Annotated in this window: 24 protein-coding genes; 19 read left to right on the top strand and 5 right to left on the bottom strand. The window is 41.2% G+C overall.

The window, feature by feature from the left end; translation table 11 throughout:
- Positions 1-87: 87 nt before the first annotated feature.
- Both ahrC and recN read left to right on the top strand, forming a co-directional pair.
- Entirely contained in the window at positions 88-540 is a 453-nt protein-coding gene (gene ahrC, locus H625_RS0100475; RefSeq protein ID WP_026858113.1) for a transcriptional regulator AhrC/ArgR, read from the top strand.
- Positions 541-554: 14 nt separating this feature from the next.
- Positions 555-2,219 (top strand): DNA repair protein RecN, encoded by a 1,665-nt coding sequence (gene recN, locus H625_RS0100470; protein ID WP_026858112.1) that lies wholly within the window; start codon positions 555-557, stop codon positions 2,217-2,219.
- On the opposite strand, the gene H625_RS0100465 is transcribed toward recN, so the two are convergent.
- Positions 2,216-2,473 (bottom strand): DUF2627 domain-containing protein, encoded by a 258-nt coding sequence (locus H625_RS0100465; RefSeq protein WP_026858111.1) that lies wholly within the window; start codon positions 2,471-2,473, stop codon positions 2,216-2,218. The genes recN and H625_RS0100465 overlap by 4 nt on opposite strands.
- Positions 2,474-2,710: 237 nt before the next feature.
- Here H625_RS0100465 and H625_RS0100460 point away from each other — a divergent pair, with 237 nt between their 5' ends.
- From H625_RS0100460 to H625_RS0100425, 8 genes are all read left to right on the top strand, one after another.
- Positions 2,711-3,595 carry a phosphate acyltransferase gene (locus H625_RS0100460; protein WP_026858110.1) on the top strand — a complete coding sequence of 295 codons (885 nt, stop codon included), beginning with the start codon at positions 2,711-2,713 and terminating at the stop codon, positions 3,593-3,595.
- Positions 3,596-3,617: 22 nt separating this feature from the next.
- Positions 3,618-4,715 (top strand): Glu/Leu/Phe/Val family dehydrogenase, encoded by a 1,098-nt coding sequence (locus H625_RS0100455; RefSeq protein ID WP_026858109.1) that lies wholly within the window; start codon positions 3,618-3,620, stop codon positions 4,713-4,715.
- Positions 4,716-4,717: 2 nt separating this feature from the next.
- The gene (gene buk / locus H625_RS0100450) at positions 4,718-5,800 is read left to right on the top strand and encodes a butyrate kinase (protein ID WP_026858108.1); all 1,083 of its coding nucleotides are present in this window, start codon (positions 4,718-4,720) and stop codon (positions 5,798-5,800) included.
- Positions 5,793-7,205: a dihydrolipoyl dehydrogenase gene (gene lpdA, locus H625_RS0100445; RefSeq protein WP_026858107.1), complete on the top strand. Its 1,413-nt coding sequence runs from the start codon at positions 5,793-5,795 to the stop codon at positions 7,203-7,205. Before buk ends, lpdA begins: the two co-directional genes overlap by 8 nt.
- A 13-nt stretch (positions 7,206-7,218) precedes the next feature.
- Entirely contained in the window at positions 7,219-8,214 is a 996-nt protein-coding gene (locus H625_RS0100440) for a thiamine pyrophosphate-dependent dehydrogenase E1 component subunit alpha (protein ID WP_026858106.1), read from the top strand.
- A complete protein-coding gene (locus H625_RS0100435) occupies positions 8,207-9,190 on the top strand; it encodes an alpha-ketoacid dehydrogenase subunit beta (protein WP_026858105.1) in 984 nt (327 codons plus the stop codon). Before H625_RS0100440 ends, H625_RS0100435 begins: the two co-directional genes overlap by 8 nt.
- Positions 9,191-9,202: 12 nt before the next feature.
- Complete coding sequence (locus tag H625_RS0100430) at positions 9,203-10,450, top strand: dihydrolipoamide acetyltransferase family protein (protein ID WP_026858104.1); 1,248 nt, start codon at positions 9,203-9,205, stop codon at positions 10,448-10,450.
- Between the two features lie 80 nt (positions 10,451-10,530).
- Complete coding sequence (locus H625_RS0100425) at positions 10,531-10,968, top strand: BrxA/BrxB family bacilliredoxin (RefSeq protein ID WP_026858103.1); 438 nt, start codon at positions 10,531-10,533, stop codon at positions 10,966-10,968.
- Between the two features lie 60 nt (positions 10,969-11,028).
- Here H625_RS0100425 and prli42 read toward each other — a convergent pair whose 3' ends face one another.
- Positions 11,029-11,130, bottom strand: coding sequence for a stressosome-associated protein Prli42 (prli42, locus tag H625_RS14015; RefSeq protein ID WP_156897159.1), 102 nt, complete (start codon positions 11,128-11,130; stop codon positions 11,029-11,031).
- Between the two features lie 83 nt (positions 11,131-11,213).
- Here prli42 and H625_RS0100420 point away from each other — a divergent pair, with 83 nt between their 5' ends.
- Complete coding sequence (locus tag H625_RS0100420; RefSeq protein WP_026858102.1) at positions 11,214-12,338, top strand: M20/M25/M40 family metallo-hydrolase; 1,125 nt, start codon at positions 11,214-11,216, stop codon at positions 12,336-12,338.
- 275 nt (positions 12,339-12,613) lie between these two features.
- Here the strand turns inward: H625_RS0100420 and H625_RS0100415 are convergent, their stop codons facing one another.
- Positions 12,614-13,459: a helix-turn-helix domain-containing protein gene (locus H625_RS0100415; protein ID WP_026858101.1), complete on the bottom strand. Its 846-nt coding sequence runs from the start codon at positions 13,457-13,459 to the stop codon at positions 12,614-12,616.
- A 105-nt stretch (positions 13,460-13,564) separates the two neighbouring features.
- Here H625_RS0100415 and H625_RS0100410 point away from each other — a divergent pair, with 105 nt between their 5' ends.
- Complete coding sequence (locus H625_RS0100410) at positions 13,565-14,491, top strand: MBL fold metallo-hydrolase (protein WP_026858100.1); 927 nt, start codon at positions 13,565-13,567, stop codon at positions 14,489-14,491.
- Here H625_RS0100410 and H625_RS0100405 read toward each other — a convergent pair.
- On the bottom strand, positions 14,442-15,386 hold the full coding sequence (locus H625_RS0100405) for an alpha/beta hydrolase (protein ID WP_026858099.1): 945 nt from the start codon (positions 15,384-15,386) through the stop codon (positions 14,442-14,444). The genes H625_RS0100410 and H625_RS0100405 overlap by 50 nt on opposite strands.
- A 134-nt stretch (positions 15,387-15,520) precedes the next feature.
- Here H625_RS0100405 and H625_RS0100400 point away from each other — a divergent pair, with 134 nt between their 5' ends.
- From H625_RS0100400 to deoB, 4 genes are all read left to right on the top strand, one after another.
- Positions 15,521-16,051, top strand: coding sequence for an NUDIX hydrolase (locus tag H625_RS0100400; RefSeq protein WP_245573075.1), 531 nt, complete (start codon positions 15,521-15,523; stop codon positions 16,049-16,051).
- Between the two features lie 81 nt (positions 16,052-16,132).
- Entirely contained in the window at positions 16,133-16,591 is a 459-nt protein-coding gene (gene fur, locus H625_RS0100395) for a ferric iron uptake transcriptional regulator (RefSeq protein WP_026858097.1), read from the top strand.
- Positions 16,584-17,471, top strand: a complete 888-nt coding sequence (xerD, locus tag H625_RS0100390) for a site-specific tyrosine recombinase XerD (RefSeq protein WP_026858096.1) — start codon at positions 16,584-16,586, stop codon at positions 17,469-17,471. Before fur ends, xerD begins: the two co-directional genes overlap by 8 nt.
- A gap of 11 nt (positions 17,472-17,482) precedes the next feature.
- Positions 17,483-18,655 carry a phosphopentomutase gene (deoB, locus tag H625_RS0100385; protein ID WP_026858095.1) on the top strand — a complete coding sequence of 391 codons (1,173 nt, stop codon included), beginning with the start codon at positions 17,483-17,485 and terminating at the stop codon, positions 18,653-18,655.
- Between the two features lie 352 nt (positions 18,656-19,007).
- On the opposite strand, the gene H625_RS0100370 is transcribed toward deoB, so the two are convergent.
- The gene (locus tag H625_RS0100370; RefSeq protein WP_026858093.1) at positions 19,008-19,553 is read right to left on the bottom strand and encodes a DUF309 domain-containing protein; all 546 of its coding nucleotides are present in this window, start codon (positions 19,551-19,553) and stop codon (positions 19,008-19,010) included.
- A 21-nt stretch (positions 19,554-19,574) separates the two neighbouring features.
- Here H625_RS0100370 and H625_RS0100365 point away from each other — a divergent pair, with 21 nt between their 5' ends.
- The 3 genes from H625_RS0100365 to H625_RS0100355 are packed head-to-tail and all read left to right on the top strand — an operon-like array spanning position 19,575 to position 21,543.
- A complete protein-coding gene (locus H625_RS0100365) occupies positions 19,575-20,285 on the top strand; it encodes a segregation and condensation protein A (RefSeq protein WP_026858092.1) in 711 nt (236 codons plus the stop codon).
- Positions 20,286-20,287: 2 nt separating this feature from the next.
- The gene (scpB, locus tag H625_RS0100360; RefSeq protein WP_026858091.1) at positions 20,288-20,824 is read left to right on the top strand and encodes an SMC-Scp complex subunit ScpB; all 537 of its coding nucleotides are present in this window, start codon (positions 20,288-20,290) and stop codon (positions 20,822-20,824) included.
- Positions 20,821-21,543: a pseudouridine synthase gene (locus tag H625_RS0100355; protein WP_026858090.1), complete on the top strand. Its 723-nt coding sequence runs from the start codon at positions 20,821-20,823 to the stop codon at positions 21,541-21,543. Before scpB ends, H625_RS0100355 begins: the two co-directional genes overlap by 4 nt.
- The last annotated feature ends 87 nt before the right edge of the window (positions 21,544-21,630 follow it).

Raw genomic sequence — 21,630 nt, 5'->3', positions numbered from 1 at the left:
TCTTTTGTTTTTGCTATGCAAAGGACCTGCTGTATGATAATATAATGAATAAATATTCAGCAATTCATTTATAAAGGGGGGATTTTAATGTCTAATAAATCAATCAGACAAATTAAAATCAGAGAAATCATTACTAATAACCGTATTGAGACACAAGAAGAACTTGTCGACAAACTTATCGACCATAAGTTTAATGTTACACAAGCAACAGTTTCAAGGGATATTAAAGAACTGCAGCTGATTAAAGTACCATCACCGGGCGGGGAATATGTTTACAGCATGCCAAAAGACAGGCAGTACCATCCTTTAGAAAAACTCGGCCGTTATTTGATGGACAGTTTCGTTAAACTGGACTTTACGGGCAATCTGCTCGTCTTGAAAACATTACCGGGTAACGCACAGTCAATCGGTGCGATTATCGATCAGCTTGAGTGGGAAGAAGTTGTCGGCACGATTTGCGGAGACGATACATGTCTGTTAATTTGCCGTGACGAAGAATCACAGCAATTAATTAAAGATCGTATTTTTAATCTTATTTAACTGGGGTGTTTAATGTGCTGCTCAGATTAAGTGTGCAGAATTTTGCCGTGCTTGAAAATATTGAATTGGATTTTTCCAAAGGAATGACCGTATTTACCGGAGAATCAGGTGCCGGTAAATCAAAAATTATAGAAGCTGTCAGCTATTTAGAAGGGCGCCGCGCATCTGCAGACGATATTCGCTACGGAAGCAGCGGCGCTGTCATTGAAGGCGTGTTTGATTTTCCCGTCAATGATAAACTGACCAGTATGCTTAATTCTCTCGGTATTGTAGAGGACGAATTATACATCGTCCGCCGTGAAGTGATGGCCAGCAGTAAAAGTTTAATTAAAATTAATAATCAAATGATCACATTGAATAATTTAAAGCAGATTATGGAGCTTGTGCTGTCGATTCATTCACAGTCATCACAAGCTGCTGTACTGCAAAAAAGTGAACAGATTGAATATCTCGACCGTTATATCGGTCTCGGAAAAGAAAGTATTTTTACGGAATATCAGAAACATTACGAGTCATATCAATCAGTTAAAAAACGTATAGAAGAGCTTGAGTACAAAGACCGCAACCGTTTGACGCAGCTCGAGCTGCTAAAAATGCAGCAGGCGGAAATCTCAGCGCTCGAGCTGAAAGAAGACGAGGAAGAAGAACTGGAACAGGAGCTTGAGTTCTTATCAAACTATGAAAATATCCACGGTGCACTCAGCCGGATTAAAGCGCTGCTTGTCAGTGAATATCCGCCGCAGGGCATGCTTTATGATATTAATCAGTCACTCGATACAGTAACTAAGTTCGACGAGTCATATACATCGTATAAAAATACGCTGACGGATGCATATTACCTTTTAACAGAACTGAACTCGCACGTATCGAATGATTTGTCATCGATTGATTACGATGCCGAGCGTTTGAATTCTATTCAGTCGAGATTAAATCAGTTTAATCAGCTGAAACGTAAATTTACGAAAACATATCCGGGACTCCTTGAATTCGAGCAGGAGCTGCAGGAAGACATCGATGATCTCGAGAATATTTCGCAATCGTTTACCAGACTGGAAGAAGAACAAAAAAAGTTCTATCTGAAAATGGAACAGTCTGCGATGAAGCTGCACAATTACCGCGGTGAGCGGAAACATTTTCTGGAAAGTAAACTCCGCCGCGAGCTGAGTGAACTCGAAATGCCGAACGTACAATTTGAAATCAGTTTAAAAGAATCCCATTTTAACGCGCTCGGTTTCACCGATGTTGAATTTTTAATTGCGACAAACAAAGGAGAACCTTTAAAACCGATGAATAAAATCGCTTCGGGCGGGGAAGTGTCCCGCGTGAGTCTAGCACTCCGTACAATCTTCTCCGAATTTGACAGCGATTCGCTGATTATTTTTGATGAAATTGATACAGGTGTCAGCGGACAGGTTGCTGCGCGCATGGTTGACAAGATGAAGCTTTTATCAAAACAGCGCCAGGTTCTGGCAATTTCACATCTGCCTCAGGCGGCAGCAACAGCAGACCATCTGCTCCATGTGGAGAAAACGGTTGAAGATGAACGTACGCGTTCAACCGCATCATATTTAAATTACAAAGACAAAATCGAAGAAATTGCACGTATGATCAGCGGCTCTAAAATAACTGAAGCCGCACGGCTGAATGCTGCAGAATTACTAAAATCCAGTGAAGACTAATCTTCACTGGATTTTTTCGTTTGCTTCATAAAACGTTCCTGAGCACGTTTGTTTTTACGTTCGCGGTAGAGCAGGTAGCCCCCGATAAACCATATTCCAAAAATAGTCATAATAAGGCCGGCAAAAAATTGCAGTGCAGTATAAGTAAACGGATCGATAACAATTCCGAACACACTGTCACGCATCAATTTTATTCCGACCCCCGCGATAATACCGGGAATCACTAATATTATTAAAGCAATTATTTTCAGCATAGTCTTCTCCTAAAATCATTTCTAAATTATATTATACAGCAAACTGGAGAAAGTAAAATTTACAATTTATGAAACATGTATGAAATAACGCGTTGTAATATTCTTAATTATTAAACATTTTTAATACGCTTTTCTTTTGCAATAATTAATTGTATGCTTTTTGTAAGGGCTTTCAAAAGAGCTCTGGCAAATGTATTTATCCGAAATATTGTATAATAATTCCGGGGAGGCGAATTCATGAATTTTGATGAAACATTACAGAGCAATTTTAACACCGATGCATCAATTGCACTCGTCAGAGCAGGCTCAGAGGACCTGCTTGATTTAGTCCGTGAATCAGCACTTGAACACGGTATAAAATGGCATCTTTTTGATGATGAAAGAGTGCTTGCAGAAGCATTCAGCGCAATGGAATTCGATTACGGCAACTTCGGTGTGACGATTCATCATTGTACTGACGATGCTGCTTGTGCAGAAGAAGCTGGCAGGTTAATTTCATCGGGCGGAGCAAACGTGCTGATGAAAGGACTTATCTCAACCGGTGTTATTTTAAAAGCAGTATTGAATAAAGAATTAAAATTACTGGATCAGGCACTGTTATCCCACGTTGCATTATTCAGTCTGCCGAACTACCATAAACCGGTAATTATAAGCGACGCTGCAATGAACATTGATCCGGATACAGAAACTAAAATTAAAATAATAGAAAACACAATCACTGTCGCCGGCAAGCTCGGTATAAAAGAACCGAAAATTGCACTCGTTTCTGCAGTCGAAAAAGTGAATGAAAAAATAGCTTCTACTGTCACAAATGATACAATAGTAAAGGCTCATAATTTTGAAAGTGCAATTATCGACGGACCGATGCAGTACGATTTGGCAATGTCAAAATCTGCGGCACGGATTAAAGGTTACGACTCAGCTGTAGCAGGCGATGCAGATATACTGATTATGCCTCATATTGACGCAGGCAATATACTGTATAAAGCATTAATTACTACAGCAGGGGCTCACGTTGCAGGCATAATTGCCGGACTGAAAGTGCCATTCGTACTCACTTCGCGTGCAGATTCAAAAGAAGAGAAGTATAATTCAATTAAATTAGCAATTAAAATGATGTAACACAATCAGGAGGATATTTAATATGATTTTTACAGAAATGGAACAAGGCGACTACGAACAGCTGGTATTTTGCCAGGATAAAGCGAGCGGCCTTAAAGCGATTATATGTATTCACGATACTACACTCGGACCGGCTCTAGGCGGAATCAGATTCTGGAATTACGAACATGAAGATGAAGCAATCACAGACGTACTCCGTCTTGCTAAAGGTATGACATATAAAAATGCAGCTGCAGGACTTAACCTCGGAGGCGGTAAAGCAGTCGTAATCGGCGATGCATCCAAAGATAAATCAGAAGCATTTTTCCGTTCTTTAGGACGATACATTAACAACCTTGGCGGGCGCTACATCGCAGCAGAGGATGTCGGCACAACTGTTGAAGATATGGATTATATCTATCAGGAAACTGACTACGTATGCGGTGTCAGCGAAGCTTACGGTTCAAGCGGTAACCCGAGCCCGTTCACAGCACTTGGTCTTTTCGTTGCAACACAGCGTACAGCGAAAGAAGCATTCGGTTCAGACGACCTCACCGGCAAAACTGTCTCAGTTCAAGGTGTCGGCAACGTTGCTTATAGTCTTTGTAAACACCTGCACGAAGCTGGTGCTAAATTAATCGTTACTGATATTAACGATAAAGCAGTACAGCGCGCAGTAGATGATTTCGGTGCAACTGCTGTCGGTCTTGATGAGATTTACAGCGTGGAGGCAGATATCTTCGCACCATGTGCACTCGGCGGTATTTTAAACGACGACACGATTCCCGAGCTTAAAGTTAAAGCAATTTGCGGCAGTGCAAATAATCAGCTTCTGGACATTGAAAAACATGGTAAAGCACTTCAGGACAGAGGTATTGTATACGCACCTGACTACGTAGTAAACTCTGGCGGCGTAATAAACGTTGCTGACGAGCTTGAAGGATACAACAAAGAACGTGCAACAGCTAAAGTTAAAGAAGTGTACAACCAATTAGATAAAATCTTTACAATTGCTAAAGATGAAAATATTTCACCGCAGCATGCAGCTGATCATTTAGCAGAATCACGCATCAAAGCAATTCAAAATGTGAAGAGCGTTTATTCTCAAACTGATAAAAACATCCTTTCCGGAAGAAAATAATAATGAAAAAGTTTATACTTGTATTAAATCTCGGGAGTACAACGACGAAAGTTGCGCTCTTCCGGGATTTAAATTGCCACATAGTTAAGACCTACTCCCATGACAAGGAACTAATCAGCCAGGGGATTAACGAGCAGAAGACAGTACGCTACGGAACAATAATTAAGTTTCTTCATGAGTGTGAAGTATCACCGGAAGAAATCAGTATCGTTGCAGCACGCGGCGGACTGCTTCATCCCGTCGAGGGGGGCACATATTTAATTAACGACGATATGCTGAATGACTTATCATCCGGAAAGTACGGGGATCACGCATCTAACTTGAGCGGTATACTCGCAGCAGAATTTGCAGGGAACTACAATATCGAAGCTGTAATTACCGATCCGGTTGTTGTCGATGAGTTGTGTATGCAGGCTCAATATACCGGCATTAAAAATGTCAGACGGACATCAATCTTTCACGCATTAAATCAAAAAGCAGTTGCGAGAAAGTACGCTCTTTCAGTCGATAAGAATTATGAAGACTTAAATTTAATTGTTATTCATATGGGCGGCGGCATTACAGTGGGTGCCCATCATCTCGGCCGTGTCATCGATGTGAATAACGGCTTAAACGGCGACGGACCGATGAGTCCGACACGCGCAGGCAGCTTGCCGGTAAACGGACTGCTGAAGTATATAGAAGAACACGAATTGTCACATCAGGATATTAATAAGCTGATTTCAAAACAGGGCGGACTGCTGTCTCATTTAAATACAGAAGATGTCCGGGATATTGTCAGTGATATTAATGACGGAGATACATACAGTGCAGAAGTACTTGAAGCAATGGCATTTCAGATTGGCAAAGAAATCGGTGCTAAAGCAGCTGTGCTGCACGGTGAGATCGACCAGATTATTTTTACCGGCGGTGTCAGCTACAGTGATTATGTAATGAATTTAATTAAACCGTATATTTCATTTCTTGCACCTGTTACAATTTATCCCGGTGAACTTGAAATGGAAGCACTGGCATATGGTGCATATACGATAAATAAAGACAGAACGTTGCTTAAGACTTACAGAGCGGAGGAGACACATGTCTAAAAATTACGATACAGTAGTGATCGGCGGGGGAACCGGCGGTTATGTCACTGCGATTAAACTCAGCCAGCTCGGCCAGCAGGTCGCAGTCGTAGAAAAAAGTAAACTTGGCGGAACGTGTTTAAACAAAGGATGTATTCCGACGAAAAGTTTTTTAAAGAGTGCTGATGTCATTAACACTATGAAAAATGCAGATCTTTACGGGATTACACCCGCGGAACCATCATTTGAGATTGCTAATATTATCGCACAGAAAGATAAGGTTGTTAATCAGATGCAGAGCGGCATTAAATACCTGCTGGATAAAAATAAAGTGGATATTTACGAAGGCACAGCAACAGTACTTGGACCATCTTTATTTTCCCCGCTTGCAGGCGCTGTCAGCGTCAGCTATGAAGATGAGGAAAAAGAGAGTGAAATACTCGTCAATGATTTCGTCGTTATCGCTGCAGGATCAAAACCTTCCGAACTGCCTTTTATGCCGTTTGACGGCAATGTAATTTTATCGAGTGATGACTTAATGTATATGGAAGACATCCCAGAGAAAATTGTCATAGTCGGCGGGGGCGTCATCGGTGTTGAGTTTGCAACAATACTTAATGCCTTTGGTACAGACGTCACAATTGTCGAAGCGTCAGAGCATATACTGCCGACTGAAGATAAAGACGTGGCGCAGGCCGTGCATAAATCACTGACTCAGAGTGGCGTTGAAATTAAGACAGGTGTTAAACTGGAAGCTGAAGGCGTTGATATTAAAGATGACAATGTCAGCCTGACTATTGCTGATGAAGTTGCAGTTTTTGATAAAGCACTCGTTGCAATCGGACGTAAGGCAAACACTGAGCATCTCGGTCTATTGAACACTAAAGTTAAAATGGATAACGGCGTAATTGAAGTCAATGAGTTTCAGCAGACGAAAGAATCCCACATATACGCAATTGGCGATGTCACATCATCACCTCAGCTTGCACACGTGGCGATAGAAGAAGGATTAATTGCTGCAGAACATATTACAGATAATAATCCGCTCGTCATGAACTACAGTAATGTACCGAGATGTGTATACACGTCGCCGGAAGTTGCTTCTATTGGTCATACCACTAAGCAGTTAAAAGAACAGAATACAGAGTTTAAAACACATAAATTACCACTCTCTTCAATTGCGAAAGCTGTTATTGAAGACGGCGGTGAAGGTTTTATCAAGTTAAATGTGTCACCGTCAGGAGATATTCTCGGCGCTTCAATAGTGGGAGCAAATGCGACGGAACTGATTAATCAGCTGTCGCTGGCGAAATTTATGGATGCATCGGCACTCGAGCTGTCGAGCGCGGTATTTGCGCATCCATCTGTCGGGGAAATTATTAAAGAAGTCGGACTCGATGCCGAAGGTATCGCAATTCACATTTAGGAAGGTGAACTTTTTGTTATCACATAAAGAAACAGATTTAACAGCAACAGATTTACAGGAAATGTACAAGACGATGCTCATTTCACGACGTCTTGATGAGCGTATGTGGTTATTAAACCGTGCAGGAAAGCTGCCGTTCGTTATTTCATGCCAGGGGCAGGAAGCAACACAGGTCGGCGCAGCTTTTGCTCTCGATAAAGAAGTTGATATTTTAAATCCGTACTATAGGGATTTAGCTTTAGTCACACACTTCGGCATGACACCGGAGGAAACAATGCTGTCAGCATTTGCACGCGGTGCAGATGTTCAGAGCGGCGGGCGTCAGATGCCGGGCCACTTCAGTAAAAAAGCGAGCAACATTATGACTCAGGGCTCTGCTGTAACAACGCAGATTCCTCACGCAGTCGGTGCGAGCTATGCCTTTAAAATGGACGGCGAAAAACGCGTCTCACTGGCTACGCTTGGTGAAGGCTCAACGTCACAAGGTGACTTCCACGAAGGCTTAAACTTTGCCGGCGTGCATAAGCTTCCTTTTATCTGTCTGATTGAAAACAATAAGTACGCAATCAGTGTACCGACGCATCTGCAATATGCAGCTGACAAATTATCAGATCGTGCAATCGGCTACGGCATGCACGGTGAACAAGTGGACGGCAACGATCCCATCGCCGTGTATAAAGTAATGAAGGAAGCACGTGAGCGTGCAATTAACGGAGAAGGCGCTTCATTAATCGAAGCAATGTCTATCCGTTTAACACCGCATTCGTCTGACGATGACGATAAATACCGCGAAGCTGATGAACTGGCTAAAAATAAAGATATGGACTGTCTCGAATCATTTAAATTATATTTACTTGATGAGAAAATAATAGATGAAGCATGGCTAAAAGCAGCGGAAGCTGAAATCAAGGACACTGTAAACAAAGCGACGAAAGCCGCTGAAGCTGCACCTTATGCCGAAGCTGAACACGCTTTAAAACATGTTTATGAGGAGGTAAACAATGGCTAAATTGTCTTATCTCGATGCCATTCGCGATGCGCTGTTTGTTGCAATGGAGCAAGATGATAATGTATTTGTTTTAGGTGAAGATGTCGGTAAAAAAGGCGGTGTCTTTAAAGTAACAGAAGGGCTGCAGGAAAAATTCGGTGAAATGCGTGTACTGGATACACCGCTCGCTGAAAGTAATATTGTCGGCACAAGTGTCGGCGCAGCAATGATGGGAAAACGTCCGGTTGCTGAAATTCAGTTCGCTGAATATATTCTCCCTGCAGTCAACCAAATATTAAACGAAGCGGCTAAAGTCCGCTACCGTTCAGATAACGACTGGAATGCCCCAATGGTCATGCGTGCACCATACGGCGGAGGAATTCACGGCGCGCTGTATCACTCGCAGTCTATCGAATCGCTCTTCGTCTCAACACCGGGACTTAAAGTTGTCGTACCATCAACACCTGCGGATGCTAAAGGATTATTAATGGGAGCGATTAAAGATAACGACCCTGTATTATTCTTTGAACATAAAAAAGCATACCGTTTATTAAAAGGTGAAGTACCAGAAGGCGACTACACAATTCCGCTTGGTAAAGCCGACGTTAAGCGTGAAGGTGATGACATTACTGTTATTACTTACGGACTGTGTGTCAATTACGCGATCCAGGCTGCAGAGCAGTTAAAAGAAGAAGGCTATGAAGCAGAAATACTGGACCTTCGTACGCTGTATCCGCTTGATAAAGAAGCGATTATAAAAGCCGCGTCTAAAACAGGAAAAGTTCTATTAGTAACTGAAGATAACCTTGAAGGCAGTCTGATCAGTGAAGTGTCTGCGATTATCGGTGAAAACTGTCTATATGACCTCGATGCGCCGATTATGCGCCTCGCAGGACCTGACGTGCCGTCGATGCCGTATGCACCGCCGATGGAAGATTACTTTATGATGAATCCTGAAAAGATTTACAAAAAAATGCTCGAATTGAGCGAGTATTAAGAGGTGACAAGGATGACGGAAATTACAATGCCTAAACTCGGAGAAAGTGTAACCGAGGGAACGATAGAAAACTGGCTGGTTAAAGTTGGCGATCACGTCAGCGAATACGATCCGGTTTGTGAAGTTAACACAGCAAAAGTAACTGCTGAAGTGCCATCAGTGCACGACGGTGTAATTACTGAAATACTCGTCCAAGAAGGCGAGACAGTTGATGTCGGCGCACCAATTTACAAAATTGAGGTCGACGGCGATGCGTCTGCTGACGAAACAGCTGACAGCAATAATGACGAGGCGCAAACTGAAGCGCCTGTTAAAAATGAACAGCCTGCCATGCCTAAACAGCAGGGCGACCGCAGATTATCACCAGTCGTGATGCGCCTGATCGGTGAACATAATATTAATATCGATGAACTGGACGGCAGCGGTTTTAACGGCCGCATTACTAAAAAAGATGTTGAGAAGTATCTTGCTGACGGCCCGGTTAAAAAAGCTGAACCAGTACAGCAGACCGCAGTAAAACCTGAACCGGTTCAAGCGCCAAAAGCTAAATCTTCTAATGAGAGTGGCGAGTCGATTAAAGTCTCGGGCATCAGAAAAGAAATAGCAAAACGCATGGTTCAGTCAAAAACTGAAATTCCTCATGCATGGCTGATGATGGAAGTCGATGCAACAAACTTGGTCAATCTGCGTAATAAACACAAGGCAGCGTTTAAAGAAAAAGAAGGATATAACTTAACCTTCTTTAGTTTCTTCGTTAAAGCTGTGTCTGAAGTATTAAAAGACTATCCGATTTTAAACAGTTCATGGGATGGCGATACAATTACCGTGCATGATGATATCAACTTATCAATCGCTGTGGCGAATGAAGATAAGCTGTTTGTTCCGGTGATTAAAAACGCTGATGAACGCTCATTAACTGGTATCGCTAAATCCATCAGCACGCTTGCAAATAAAGCGCGTACGAATAAACTGACAGGCGACGACATGGCCGGCGGCACGTTCACTGTGAATAACACAGGTGCATTCGGTTCAGTGCAGTCTATGGGTATTATTAACCAGCCTCAGGTAGCTATTCTGCAGGTGGAATCAATCGTCAAGAAACCGGTCTTTATCGGAGATATGCTCGCAGCACGCCATATGGTCAATCTGTGCCTGTCTATCGACCACCGAGTATTGGACGGATTAGTTGCAGGGGACTTCCTGAAAGCTGTCAAAGAAAAAATAGAAAATCTCGATCCTGATGCGGTTTCAGTTTATTAACTTTACAAACAGTCATGCGCTCGCTAAAATAAACAGTACTGACATGACTTTTAATGAGTCGTATAAAGGAGATTTTTAAAATGGAATTGGATTTTAATTTATATATGCAGGATTTAGTTCAGAATGCGCGTAATGAATTAACTGACTCAGGCTACACAGAACTGCGTTCACCTGACGAAGTTGATGCACACTTAAACAAAGAGGGAACAGCTCTTGTTATGGTAAACTCTGTATGCGGCTGTGCCGGCGGTATTGCACGCCCTGCAGCAATTCATGCGTTAAACTACGACAAACTTCCGGACCAGGTACTCACTGTATTTGCCGGTCAGGATAAAGAAGCCACTGAACAAATGCGTGACAAAGCACCTGACTTTTTACCATCATCTCCATCATTCGCGTTTTTTAAAGACGGTAAAATCGTCGATATGATTGAACGCCACGAAATTGAAGGCCATGAGATTATGAGCGTTATTACTAATCTGCAAGCATGGTTTGAAGAACACGGTAAAGAAGCTTAATAAAAAAACACCCTCCAATAGCAACTGCTGAAGAGGGTGTTTTTGTAAGCAAATATTTAATTAAAATGAAGTTAAGTAGCTGACGCCCATTAAAAGACCGGAAACTACTATAAGAATTATCATAAACCAGATAATAAGTCTTTGTACTTTTTTATTATGCATTCGTCCATCATCCTTAAGAATTTATTGTTATAATAACTATACATGAAGACAAATCAATATATCAACTGCTGGAGGCATATTTTATGAATAAAGAACGTCTGACAGAACAATTTTTAGAAATCGTACAAATCGATTCAGTATCAGGACAAGAGCGTCAGGTGGCAGATTATTTATTAAATCTGTTAAATGAACTGGAACTTGCCGGGTTTGAAGATGATACACAGGAAGTAACAGGTTACGGTGCCGGGAACTTAATCTTCACGCTAAAAGGCGAAGAAAACATTTCACCGGTCGCATTCATGGTACATATGGATACAGTAACACCAGGTATCGGTGTTAAGGCTCATATCGAAGACGGCTACGTATATTCTGACGGCACAACAATTTTAGGCGCTGACGATAAAGCGGGAATTTCCGCAATTATCGAAGCGGTACGCGTCCTGCAGGAAGAAAACATTCCTCATGGCGACGTTGAAGTTATTATTACTGTCGGAGAAGAAACCGGCTTAATCGGAGCGAAAGCGCTTGATATTAATAACATTAAAAGTAAATTCGGTTACGCAGTGGACGGAACAGGCCAGGTAGGAACAATTGTTAACCGTGCACCGTCACAGACGAAGATTAAAGCAACAATTTTCGGTAAGAAAGCACACGCCGGAATTGAACCTGAAAAAGGAATCAGTGCAATTAACTTAGCTGCGAAAGCAATCAGCAAGATGAACCTCGGCCGTATCGATGATGAAACAACATCAAATATCGGTACAATTAAAGGCGGACAGGCGACAAATATCGTTGCAGATAACGTAGAAATCTTAGCAGAAGTGCGCAGTTTATCAGACGAAAAGCTTCACGCTGAGTCAGATAAAATTAAAACAGCATTCGAAGAAACAGCAGCAGAATTAGGCGGGAGCGCTGATGTGCAGGTCGACATCATGTATCCCTCACTGCATGCACCTAAAGAAGACCCTGTCATTACAACAGCAGCTGAAGCAATTAAAAATATTGGCAGAGAATCTGATATTATCAGTCTCGGCGGCGGAAGCGACGGCAATATCTTCCACGGCCAGGGTGTACCGACAGCAATTCTAGGTGTGGGTTATGAATACATTCACACAACAAGCGAGCGTATGCCGCTTGAAGAATTGTATAAAATGACTGAACTGATCGTTGAGATTGTTAAAGTACATTATCGAAATGAGAGTAAATAATTTAATGTAATCATTTTGAGCTGGGGCGGGTGCCCCGGCTTTTTATTTGGGATTTTCGCGCTCATGTATTCGACTGCATGAGGGGCTCACATCAGGTTGATAAAGTGTATTCAACCGCATGAGGGGCTCACATCAGGTTGATAAACAATATTTAACCGCATGAGAAGCTCACATCAGGTTGATAAAAAATATTTAACCGCATGAGCAAACCAAATAAAGTCAAACAACATAAAAACCCGACAAAAATCCTAAGATTTTTAGCGGGTTCATTATTTTTACTCATCTAATGCCTGCCATACTTGTATTTTAGTAGTAGGGTCTTCAAAAGAGTAAGTGTGTTTAATTAATTCGAGTGAGAAGTCACACGTCATGTTGACATTTTCTCTGAAGTGCCATCTTCTGAATATATATTCGTATACTTTATCGATGGCAACGCCGGGTTCACCGGATGTTTCAAATACTTCATAGTTCATCGTTTCGGTAAATGTTTCGTCAAATGGTGTGTGCTGGTAGCTTGCTGTGCCGACGAATATTTCTATTTCTCCGTCGACAAAGCGCTCCTGCACGAATATCCCTTTGACGAAACCGTCGTTGTATCTTAATATTTCATCAATCAGTCCGTCGCGTTCAAGGATCTTTAAAAACTTGTACTTGTAGTCGGAGTGATATGAATTAATATCGAAGTACTGTGCGATACCAATCAGTCTGAAGCTTTCTACAAAACTTCTATACGATGGATATTTAGGTTTTTTAGTCGGCACCACTTCAAATGAAATGTAATCGAGCAGATCGATCTTTTTAATATTGCGTTCTGTCTCATGCACCGAAATACCAAATGTGCGCGTGTAGAGTTTTTTGAAACTATCAACGTCGCGGTAGCCGTAATATTTAATAATATCCACAAGACGTCTGTGCCCCTGGTAAACTTCATATGCAATTTCTGTCATACGTCTTTTTTCCTGGTACTGGGACGGCGTCATCCCGACGAGGGATGTAAATATCGTCATAAATGATTTTTGCTCCACTCCCATGTTTTCCAAAACCTCACTGAAATCTATATCTTCTCTGAGGTGGTCTTCTATATATACGATAAATCTTTCTACGAATCGAATCGTTTCCATGTAATCACCTATACTTAATGTACTGTTATTTATTATTCCACCCGCGGCTCTAAAACACAACTGATTATATGATATAATAAAACAATTAATTAACGAGGTGTCGAAATGAAATTTACTGTTTTAGGCTCGGGGGCCGGGCTGCCGTCCAAAGATAGAAATACGCAGAGCTTTGTTATTGACTGTGTACTTGAATACAACGAATATATTTTAATCGATGCTGGTGAAGCTTTGCAGCACCGCATCCTTCATACTCATATTAAACCATCTAAAATAAAAAACATATTTATTACGCATCTGCACGGCGATCATATTTTCGGGCTGCCCGGATTTTTATCGTCGAGAGCGTTCCAGGGCGGGGAAGGTATACCTTTAAAAATTTACGGTCCAAAGGGACTCACAGAGTGGCTGCAGACGACTTTCCGGATATCGGAAAGTACGCTCAACTATCGGCTCGAAATTGTTGAAGTTGCACCGCATATGAATTTACGGCTGAATGATTTTGATGTTCATGTCGTCCCATTATCTCATGGTATTGAGTCGTACGCTTATATTTTTAAAGAAGATGACAAAATAGGGGGGCTGCAGACTGATAAACTCCGCGTACTGGGGGTAAAACCAGGCCCTGTATATGGCGAGATTAAATCGAGTGAGACGTTCACTGTCGATGATACTGTTTATAATACGTCAGATTTTATCGGTGAAACAATCAAAGGACGTAAAATTACGGTGCACGGTGATACGCGTTTAAACAGTGATGATGAATATTTAAAGCTGATAAACGGCTCGGATTTAATCGTGCATGAGGCAACATTTTTAAAAGAGGAAAAAGAAAAAGCACATGATTATTTCCATTCGGAAATTAACCAGGTGCTCGATGTTTTTAAAAATATTAATTATAAGATGCTGATGTTCGTTCATATCAGCAGCCGCTATACCGATGAAGATATTAAAGAAGTCAATGCCGGATTAAATAATCACGCTGTTATTGCCTACGATTATTTTGAACTTCCCATCCCGCGTAACGTTCAATAAATTCTGAGACCGTCTGACGGTACTCTTTTGGATTGCGGTTGTAGCTTTCTACATGATTGCCGCGTTCCGGGTACCATTGCTCTTTCGGTCCTTTTTTCTTATCGTACAGCTGTTCAGTCGATTCATAAGGAATAAATGAATCGCGTTTTGAATGGATAAACAGTACAGGCTGTTCGATTTTATCGACTACTTTAATCGGTGATACGTGATACAGGCTGAATTTACTGCGCACTTTTAAGAATATATAAGTGAACAACAATACTATCGGTGACGCAACACGTGAATAGGATGTGTAAATATGTGTGAGCTGATCTCTGAACTTCGAAAATGATGCGTCCGAAATATAGAACTTCGCCTGGTTTGAAAGCTCACCGGCATAAAGCAGTGTTGTTGCTGCACCCATCGATTCACCGTGTACGCCGAACTCGATATCATCGCCGTAGTTTTCCTGCAGGTATTCAATAACTGTTTCGAGATCAAACTTCTCATAGAAACCGTAGGTTGAATCGACACCGCCTGTATCGCCATGACGTCGTGCATCGTAGACAACGCAGTTAAAGCCCATGTCTTTAAATAAATTGACATATTTCGTTGAACTGAGTTTGTTCTCCGATACACCGTGGCAAATAACAATCCATTTATTAGTCTGGTGCGGATAAATAAATGATGCACTGATATCATAGCCGAACCTTGAAGGGACGTTCACGATGTCTTTAGGAAGTTTATCGTATTCTTCCATATTCATCCGTTTCGCACGCGTTTCACGGCGCTTAACAATTTCAACGTCTCTCAATTTAAAAAACATAATCTGGCTCGAAGCAAAATAACCGAGCGATATAAACATCACAGCTGCCGATACGACAAGAGCAGCAAGCCATTTAGAAAAACTTTTCATCTGTGGTCCTCCATTCTATTAACAAACATTATTATATCACCTGTATAATATTTTCAAATCCTTATTTTTATAATATAATGTGATATATTTAATATAACTATTGAAAAGCGGTGATGACTATTTCTAATGATCATTTGATAGAGAATACACGTTCCAAAGAAGATATTTATGATGGTAAAATAATCGATGTCAAAAAACTGACTGTGGAATTGCCAAACGGCAAAGAAGCATACAGGGAAGTCGTCTATCATAAAGGCGCAGTCGCTGTTATAGCGATTGACCGGGAATATATGTATTTTGTCAAACAGTTCAGAATTTCAACAGAAGAAGTACTGCTCGAAGTGCCGGCAGGAAAAATTGAAGTTGATGAACACCCTGATGACACAGTGAAAAAAGAATTAAAAGAAGAAATCGGCGGAGAATCAGACAATATTAAAAAGCTCTATGAATTTTACGTATCACCCGGATTCTCAAATGAATTGATCCATTTATACGAGGCAGCAGATGTTTCGTTCGGTGATTCTCAATTGGAAGAAGATGAATTCCTCGATATCGTTAAAATTCCGCTAAAAGAATTAAAAGAGAAAATGCATAACGGCGAGTTCAGAGATGGTAAAACACTGGTTGCTGTACACCATGTGCTGCTGTCACAAGGTTATTTATAATCATTACAAATAACTGTTAAAACTCTGCTTTCTTATGTATAATAGTTATTAATAAGATTACGAAAGTTGGAAGGTGCAGTTGTGGAAAAAAGAATTGAGCGAATTAAAGAGGCCTTGCACGATGCTCGGTATAAATTAACTCCACAGCGTGAAGTCACTGTGAGAGTACTCCTCGAAAACGAAAGCTCTCATTTAAGCGCTGAAGATGTTTTTATGAAAGTAAAAGATAAATATCCGGAAATTGGACTGGCAACAGTATATCGTACACTTGAACTCTTAAATGAACTGAACGTCCTCGACAAAGTGAATTTTGGCGACGGCGTTTCAAGATATGATCTCAGAAAAGAAGGTGCACAGCACTTTCACCATCATTTAATTTGCATACATTGCGGTTCGGTTGAAGAAGTTGAAGAAGATTTACTGACAGATGTTGAGAAAATCGTTACACGGGATTTTAATTTCGACATCATCGACCATCGTCTAACCTTCCACGGCGTTTGCAAATTGTGCAAAGGGAAAGAAGGAAACACAGATGCTTAAACGTTATATCGATGAATACTTAACGTATTTAAAGATTGAAAATGGTTTAAGTGATGCATCGATATCATCATATAAACAGGATTTAAAACAATACAGCCAATATTTAAGTGATGAAAATGTTACGGGTGTCGAGCAGATTACGACAGAGATCCTCGTAACATTTTTACAGTTTTTATCGCTTAACGGCAAGAGCAATAAAACGATCAGAAGAGTGCAGTCGACGCTCAGAAACTTTCACCAGTTTTTGCAGCTCGAGCAGGTTATCGAGTCGAACCCTGCGCTCAGATTGAACACGCCTAAAGAAGAACGTGAGCTGCCGGTAGTGCTGACTGTTGATGAAATGGAAACACTGCTGCATTCACCGGATTTGAGTGCACAGGGCATACGAGACAACGCAATAATGGAGCTCCTCTACGCAAGCGGGCTTAGAGTTAGTGAACTGATTAACTTAAAGCTCAGCGACTTGAATCTGGATATGGGTTTTATTCATGTATACGGTAAGGGCGACAAAGAAAGAATTGTCCCGACAACCGAATATGTGGCAGATAAATTAAATAATTATATAAAAAATCAGCGTTTAACGTTATTAAAGCATGAAAATACTGATATACTGTTCCTTACGAACAGAGGTAAAGGGTTCACCCGTCAGGGGTTATGGAAGACTATTAAAAAGTATGTGCTGATCAGCGGCATCAACAAAAATATTACGCCGCATACGTTCAGACACTCTTTTGCGACGCATTTAATCGAAAACGGTGCTGACCTTCGCGCTGTGCAGGAAATGCTCGGTCATTCCGATATATCCACCACTCAGGTGTACACACAAATCTCTGCGACGAAAATCAGAGAAATGTATAAGCAGTTCCATCCAAGAAAGTAGGTAAATTAATTATGTACAAAAAAATTCATTTAATCGTTCTTGATTCAGTCGGTATCGGTGAAGCACCGGATGCTGAAGAATTTGGAGACGTCGGCACGCATACTTTGAAACATACGCTTGAAGCGCATCCGAACACATTGCCGAACCTGGCAAAACTCGGGCTTGGCAATATCGATAAATTGCCGGGCGTTGATGAGACGGAAAATACTACAGGATTCTACACTAAGATGCAGGAGGTATCTAAAGGTAAAGACACGATGACAGGTCACTGGGAAATTGCCGGCTTAAACATCGATACTGCATTTAAAGTATATCCGGACGGATTTTCTGACGAACTGCTGAATAAAATTACAGAAGCAACAGGACGCGGCATTGTCGGCAACAAACCGGCAAGCGGTACTGACATCATCGAAGAATTCGGTGAACACCAGATGGAGACAGGGGACTTAATCATTTACACATCAAATGACCCTGTACTTCAAATTGCAGCGAATGAAGAAGTCATTCCACTTGAAGAAATTTATGAAATCTGTGAAAAAGTACGCGAAATGACAAAAGACCCTGAATTTTTAGTTGGCCGCGTTATTGCACGTCCCTTTGTCGGCTCTAAAAAAGGAGAATTTAAACGTACGGAAAACCGTCATGACTACGCACTTCAGCCATTTGGTAAAACTGTGCTGAACGCCCTGAAAGAAGATGACAAAGATGTTATCGCAATCGGTAAAATCAACGATATCTTCACAGGCAGCGGAGTTACAGATTCAGTCCGTACGAAAAACAACGATGACGGCGTCGACAAACTTCTCGAAGTAATGGACCGCGACTTTAACGGTTTATCATTCCTGAACCTGGTAGACTTTGACGCAGAATACGGCCACCGCCGTGACCCCGTTGGCTACAGCAATGCATTAAAAGCATTCGATGACAGACTACCTGAAATAACTGGCAAACTGACAGAAGACGATCTTTTAATTATTACTGCAGACCACGGTAACGACCCAACATATACAGGAACAGACCATACGAGAGAATATGTGCCGCTGCTTATTACGACAGGCAAAGACCTCGAATTTGGTAAAATTGATCAGTGTGCCACATTCAGCAACATTGCAGCAACTCTCGCTGAAAACTTCGGCGTTGAATACGACACACATGGTACGAGCTTCTTAAAGGAAATAAAATAGATGAAGAAAGCAAAATACGTTATCTTCTTCGGAATACTTCTCATGAGTATAGTTTGGGGATTCCTCTATTGGATGTTTTTAGTTTAAGTTGAATAAGTAAGATTGATAAACGGTCTGAACACCTTTAGTTTAAGGTGTTTTGACTGTTTTTTATTTTCAAGGGCAGAAGTTTGGATTTTAACCTCTGAGTACAATTTTTCAGCAAAAAAGAGAGTCAAAAATGACTCTCCAGCATAAGATTTTTTATCTAGCTTATGAAGGAAACGTTCATTGGGACGAATAATCTTATTTGTCTCATTGAGCACCTCACATTGGGACGAATACGCGTATTCGTCCCATCGAGCGGTTAAATTCACTGCCCGCGCTGTGCCAGTTTCCTGTTTAACGCCTCGAGCCGCGCTTCAATAACGTCTTCGCGGTCGCGCAGGCGGTGACGATGGATAATACTCTCGTCTTTTTCAAAGCGCTCCAGGATTTCTAAAGTAAACGCGCTGTAAGATTCATAGTCATCCTGATACAACTCATAAAGCGATTCGTAAACCCAGCTGTCAACAGGGTAGTTCATCGGTTTGAACGGTGTATCTGCCAGCCCATTAAACCGGCTCTGAAGCATTTCAGCTAATTCTTCGCCAAATCCAAACGCCTTCACGTCATAGCGGTGTTTGTCATACAGCTTTAACGCGCGTTTATAAGATGTCGCTGCACCGATGATATTGTCTCTCCGGTAATGATATTCACCGGTAACAATGAGCACAAAAAACACTTCGGGGTCTTCTTTCGTAAATATTTCCTTGTCTTTCCACGCTTCTTCCATGATTTCATGGCATTCGAAGTAATCTTGCTTTATAATTAATTCGTTAAAGAATTGTAAAAGTATTTCTTTATCGATACGTATCACTCCTAAAATTGAGGTTTTGTAATGACTGCTTATAAAGTGAAATTAGATGTTTTTGAAGGACCGCTCGATTTGCTCCTTCATTTGATTAAAGAACTTGAAATTGATATTTACGATATTCCGATGAAAATGCTCACAGAGCAGTATATGGAATATATTAATCAGATGAAAGAACTTGAGCTTAACGTTGCAAGCGATTATCTCGTTATGGCGAGCGAGCTTGTGAAAATTAAAAGTCACATGCTGTTGCCGGAACCGCCTATGGCCGATGATGATTATGAAGATCCGCGCGAGCAATTGATGTCCCAGCTAATAGAATATCAAAATTATAAATTATATGCTGAAGAATTGAATAAGCTGAAAGAGGAAAACAGACTTCAATTCGTCAAGGCGCCGCATTTATTCGAAGATGATGAAGATGACACGGATACACTTGAGCTGAGTCTCCACGATCTCTTAGAAGCGTATAACAAAGTAAAATCCCGTGTATCTATCACCGAAGAATCATATGTCGTCGTGCAGCGCGAGGTCTATACGAAAGAAGAAGCTGTGATTTTTATCGCGTCGAAATTTAAAGACAGAAAGTCATTAAAAATGACTGAGTTGCTTACTTTCGATGAACCCCGCAGCAAAGTAGTGCAGGTATTTATAACTATTCTAGATTATATCAGTCAAAATCTCTATCATATTACGCGCATCGATGAAGATGATTTTGAGCTCGAAAGGTTGGCTTAAGTATGGAGCAGATAAACATTATTGAAGGTTTATTATATATTGCCGGCGACCTGGGTTTAAGTGAAGAGGCATTGATGATGCACGTGCCGATTACTAAAATGCAGCTGGAAATAGAATTAAAAAAATACGATAAAGAACATTTAACAATTACCCGTCACGGCGATATTTATTTTTTAAAAACGACGGAGAATATGGAAAAATACATCAAGAGGGTACTGGCTGACAGACCCCAAAAGAAATTATCGCAGGCAGCATTGGAAGTGCTTGCAATTATCGCATACAACCAGCCAATCTCAAGGAACGGCATAGAAAGTGTACGCGGCATTGTCTCAGATGGTCCAATTTCAACACTGATCAATAAAGGGTTAGTGAAAAAGAAAAATATAATTGATGAACGCGCCGCACATTTCGAAACGACACAAAGCTTTTTAGAAATATTCGGTTTGAAATCTTTAGATGACTTACCGGCAGATGATATGATTACAGAACAAGAAGAAATCGACTTGTTCTTCAATAGCTTAAAGGAGCAAAATCAATGAAAACTACACGTTTAAATAAAAAAATTGCTGATGCAGGAATTACTTCACGACGTAAAGCAGATACACTAATAGAAGAGGGCCGCGTATTCGTTAACGACAAGCTCGTTACAGAACTCGGACTTCAGGTTACAGACAAAGACCGCGTAACAGTAGACGGCATTCAGCTAACGAAAGAAGAACCCGTGCATATTTTATACTACAAACCTGCCGGTGAAATCTCAGCTGCAGAAGACGATAAAAAACGCGACACGGTAATCGACGTCTTCCACGGCATCGATGCACGTCTTTATCCTGTAGGTCGTCTGGATTACGATACGTCCGGATTATTACTCGTTACTAACGACGGAGAATTTACACAGCACATGACACACCCGAAATTTGAAATGAAGAAAACTTACAGAGTTAAAACAGATGGTATTTTACTTCGTCATCAGCAGGATGAGATGCGCAGAGGTATTAGACTCGACGACGGAAAAACTGCACCATGTGATTTGAAAGTAATCCGCGACAAGGGCGGCAAGGACATGATTCTTGAAATTACAATTCACGAAGGACGTAATCGCCAGGTCAGAAGAATGTTTGAGCACTTCGGCTTAAACGTAACGAAACTTACGCGTATCTACTTTGACTTCCTGACACTCGACGGCCTAAAAGAAGGCGAATACCGTTTCCTTAAACCGCATGAAGTTAAAAAACTGATTGCCAACAGCAAGAAGTAAGTAATTAAATGTCATAATACTGTCAAACCGCAACAAAATGTGTAGTGTTATAATTATTGCTACGTACGCATTTTATTGCGGTTATAT

Origin of the sequence: Jeotgalicoccus psychrophilus DSM 19085 (assembly GCF_000425845.1) — a bacterium.
In the GTDB taxonomy this organism is placed as follows: domain Bacteria; phylum Bacillota; class Bacilli; order Staphylococcales; family Salinicoccaceae; genus Jeotgalicoccus; species Jeotgalicoccus psychrophilus.
This window is presented reverse-complemented; position numbering and strand designations above follow the sequence as displayed.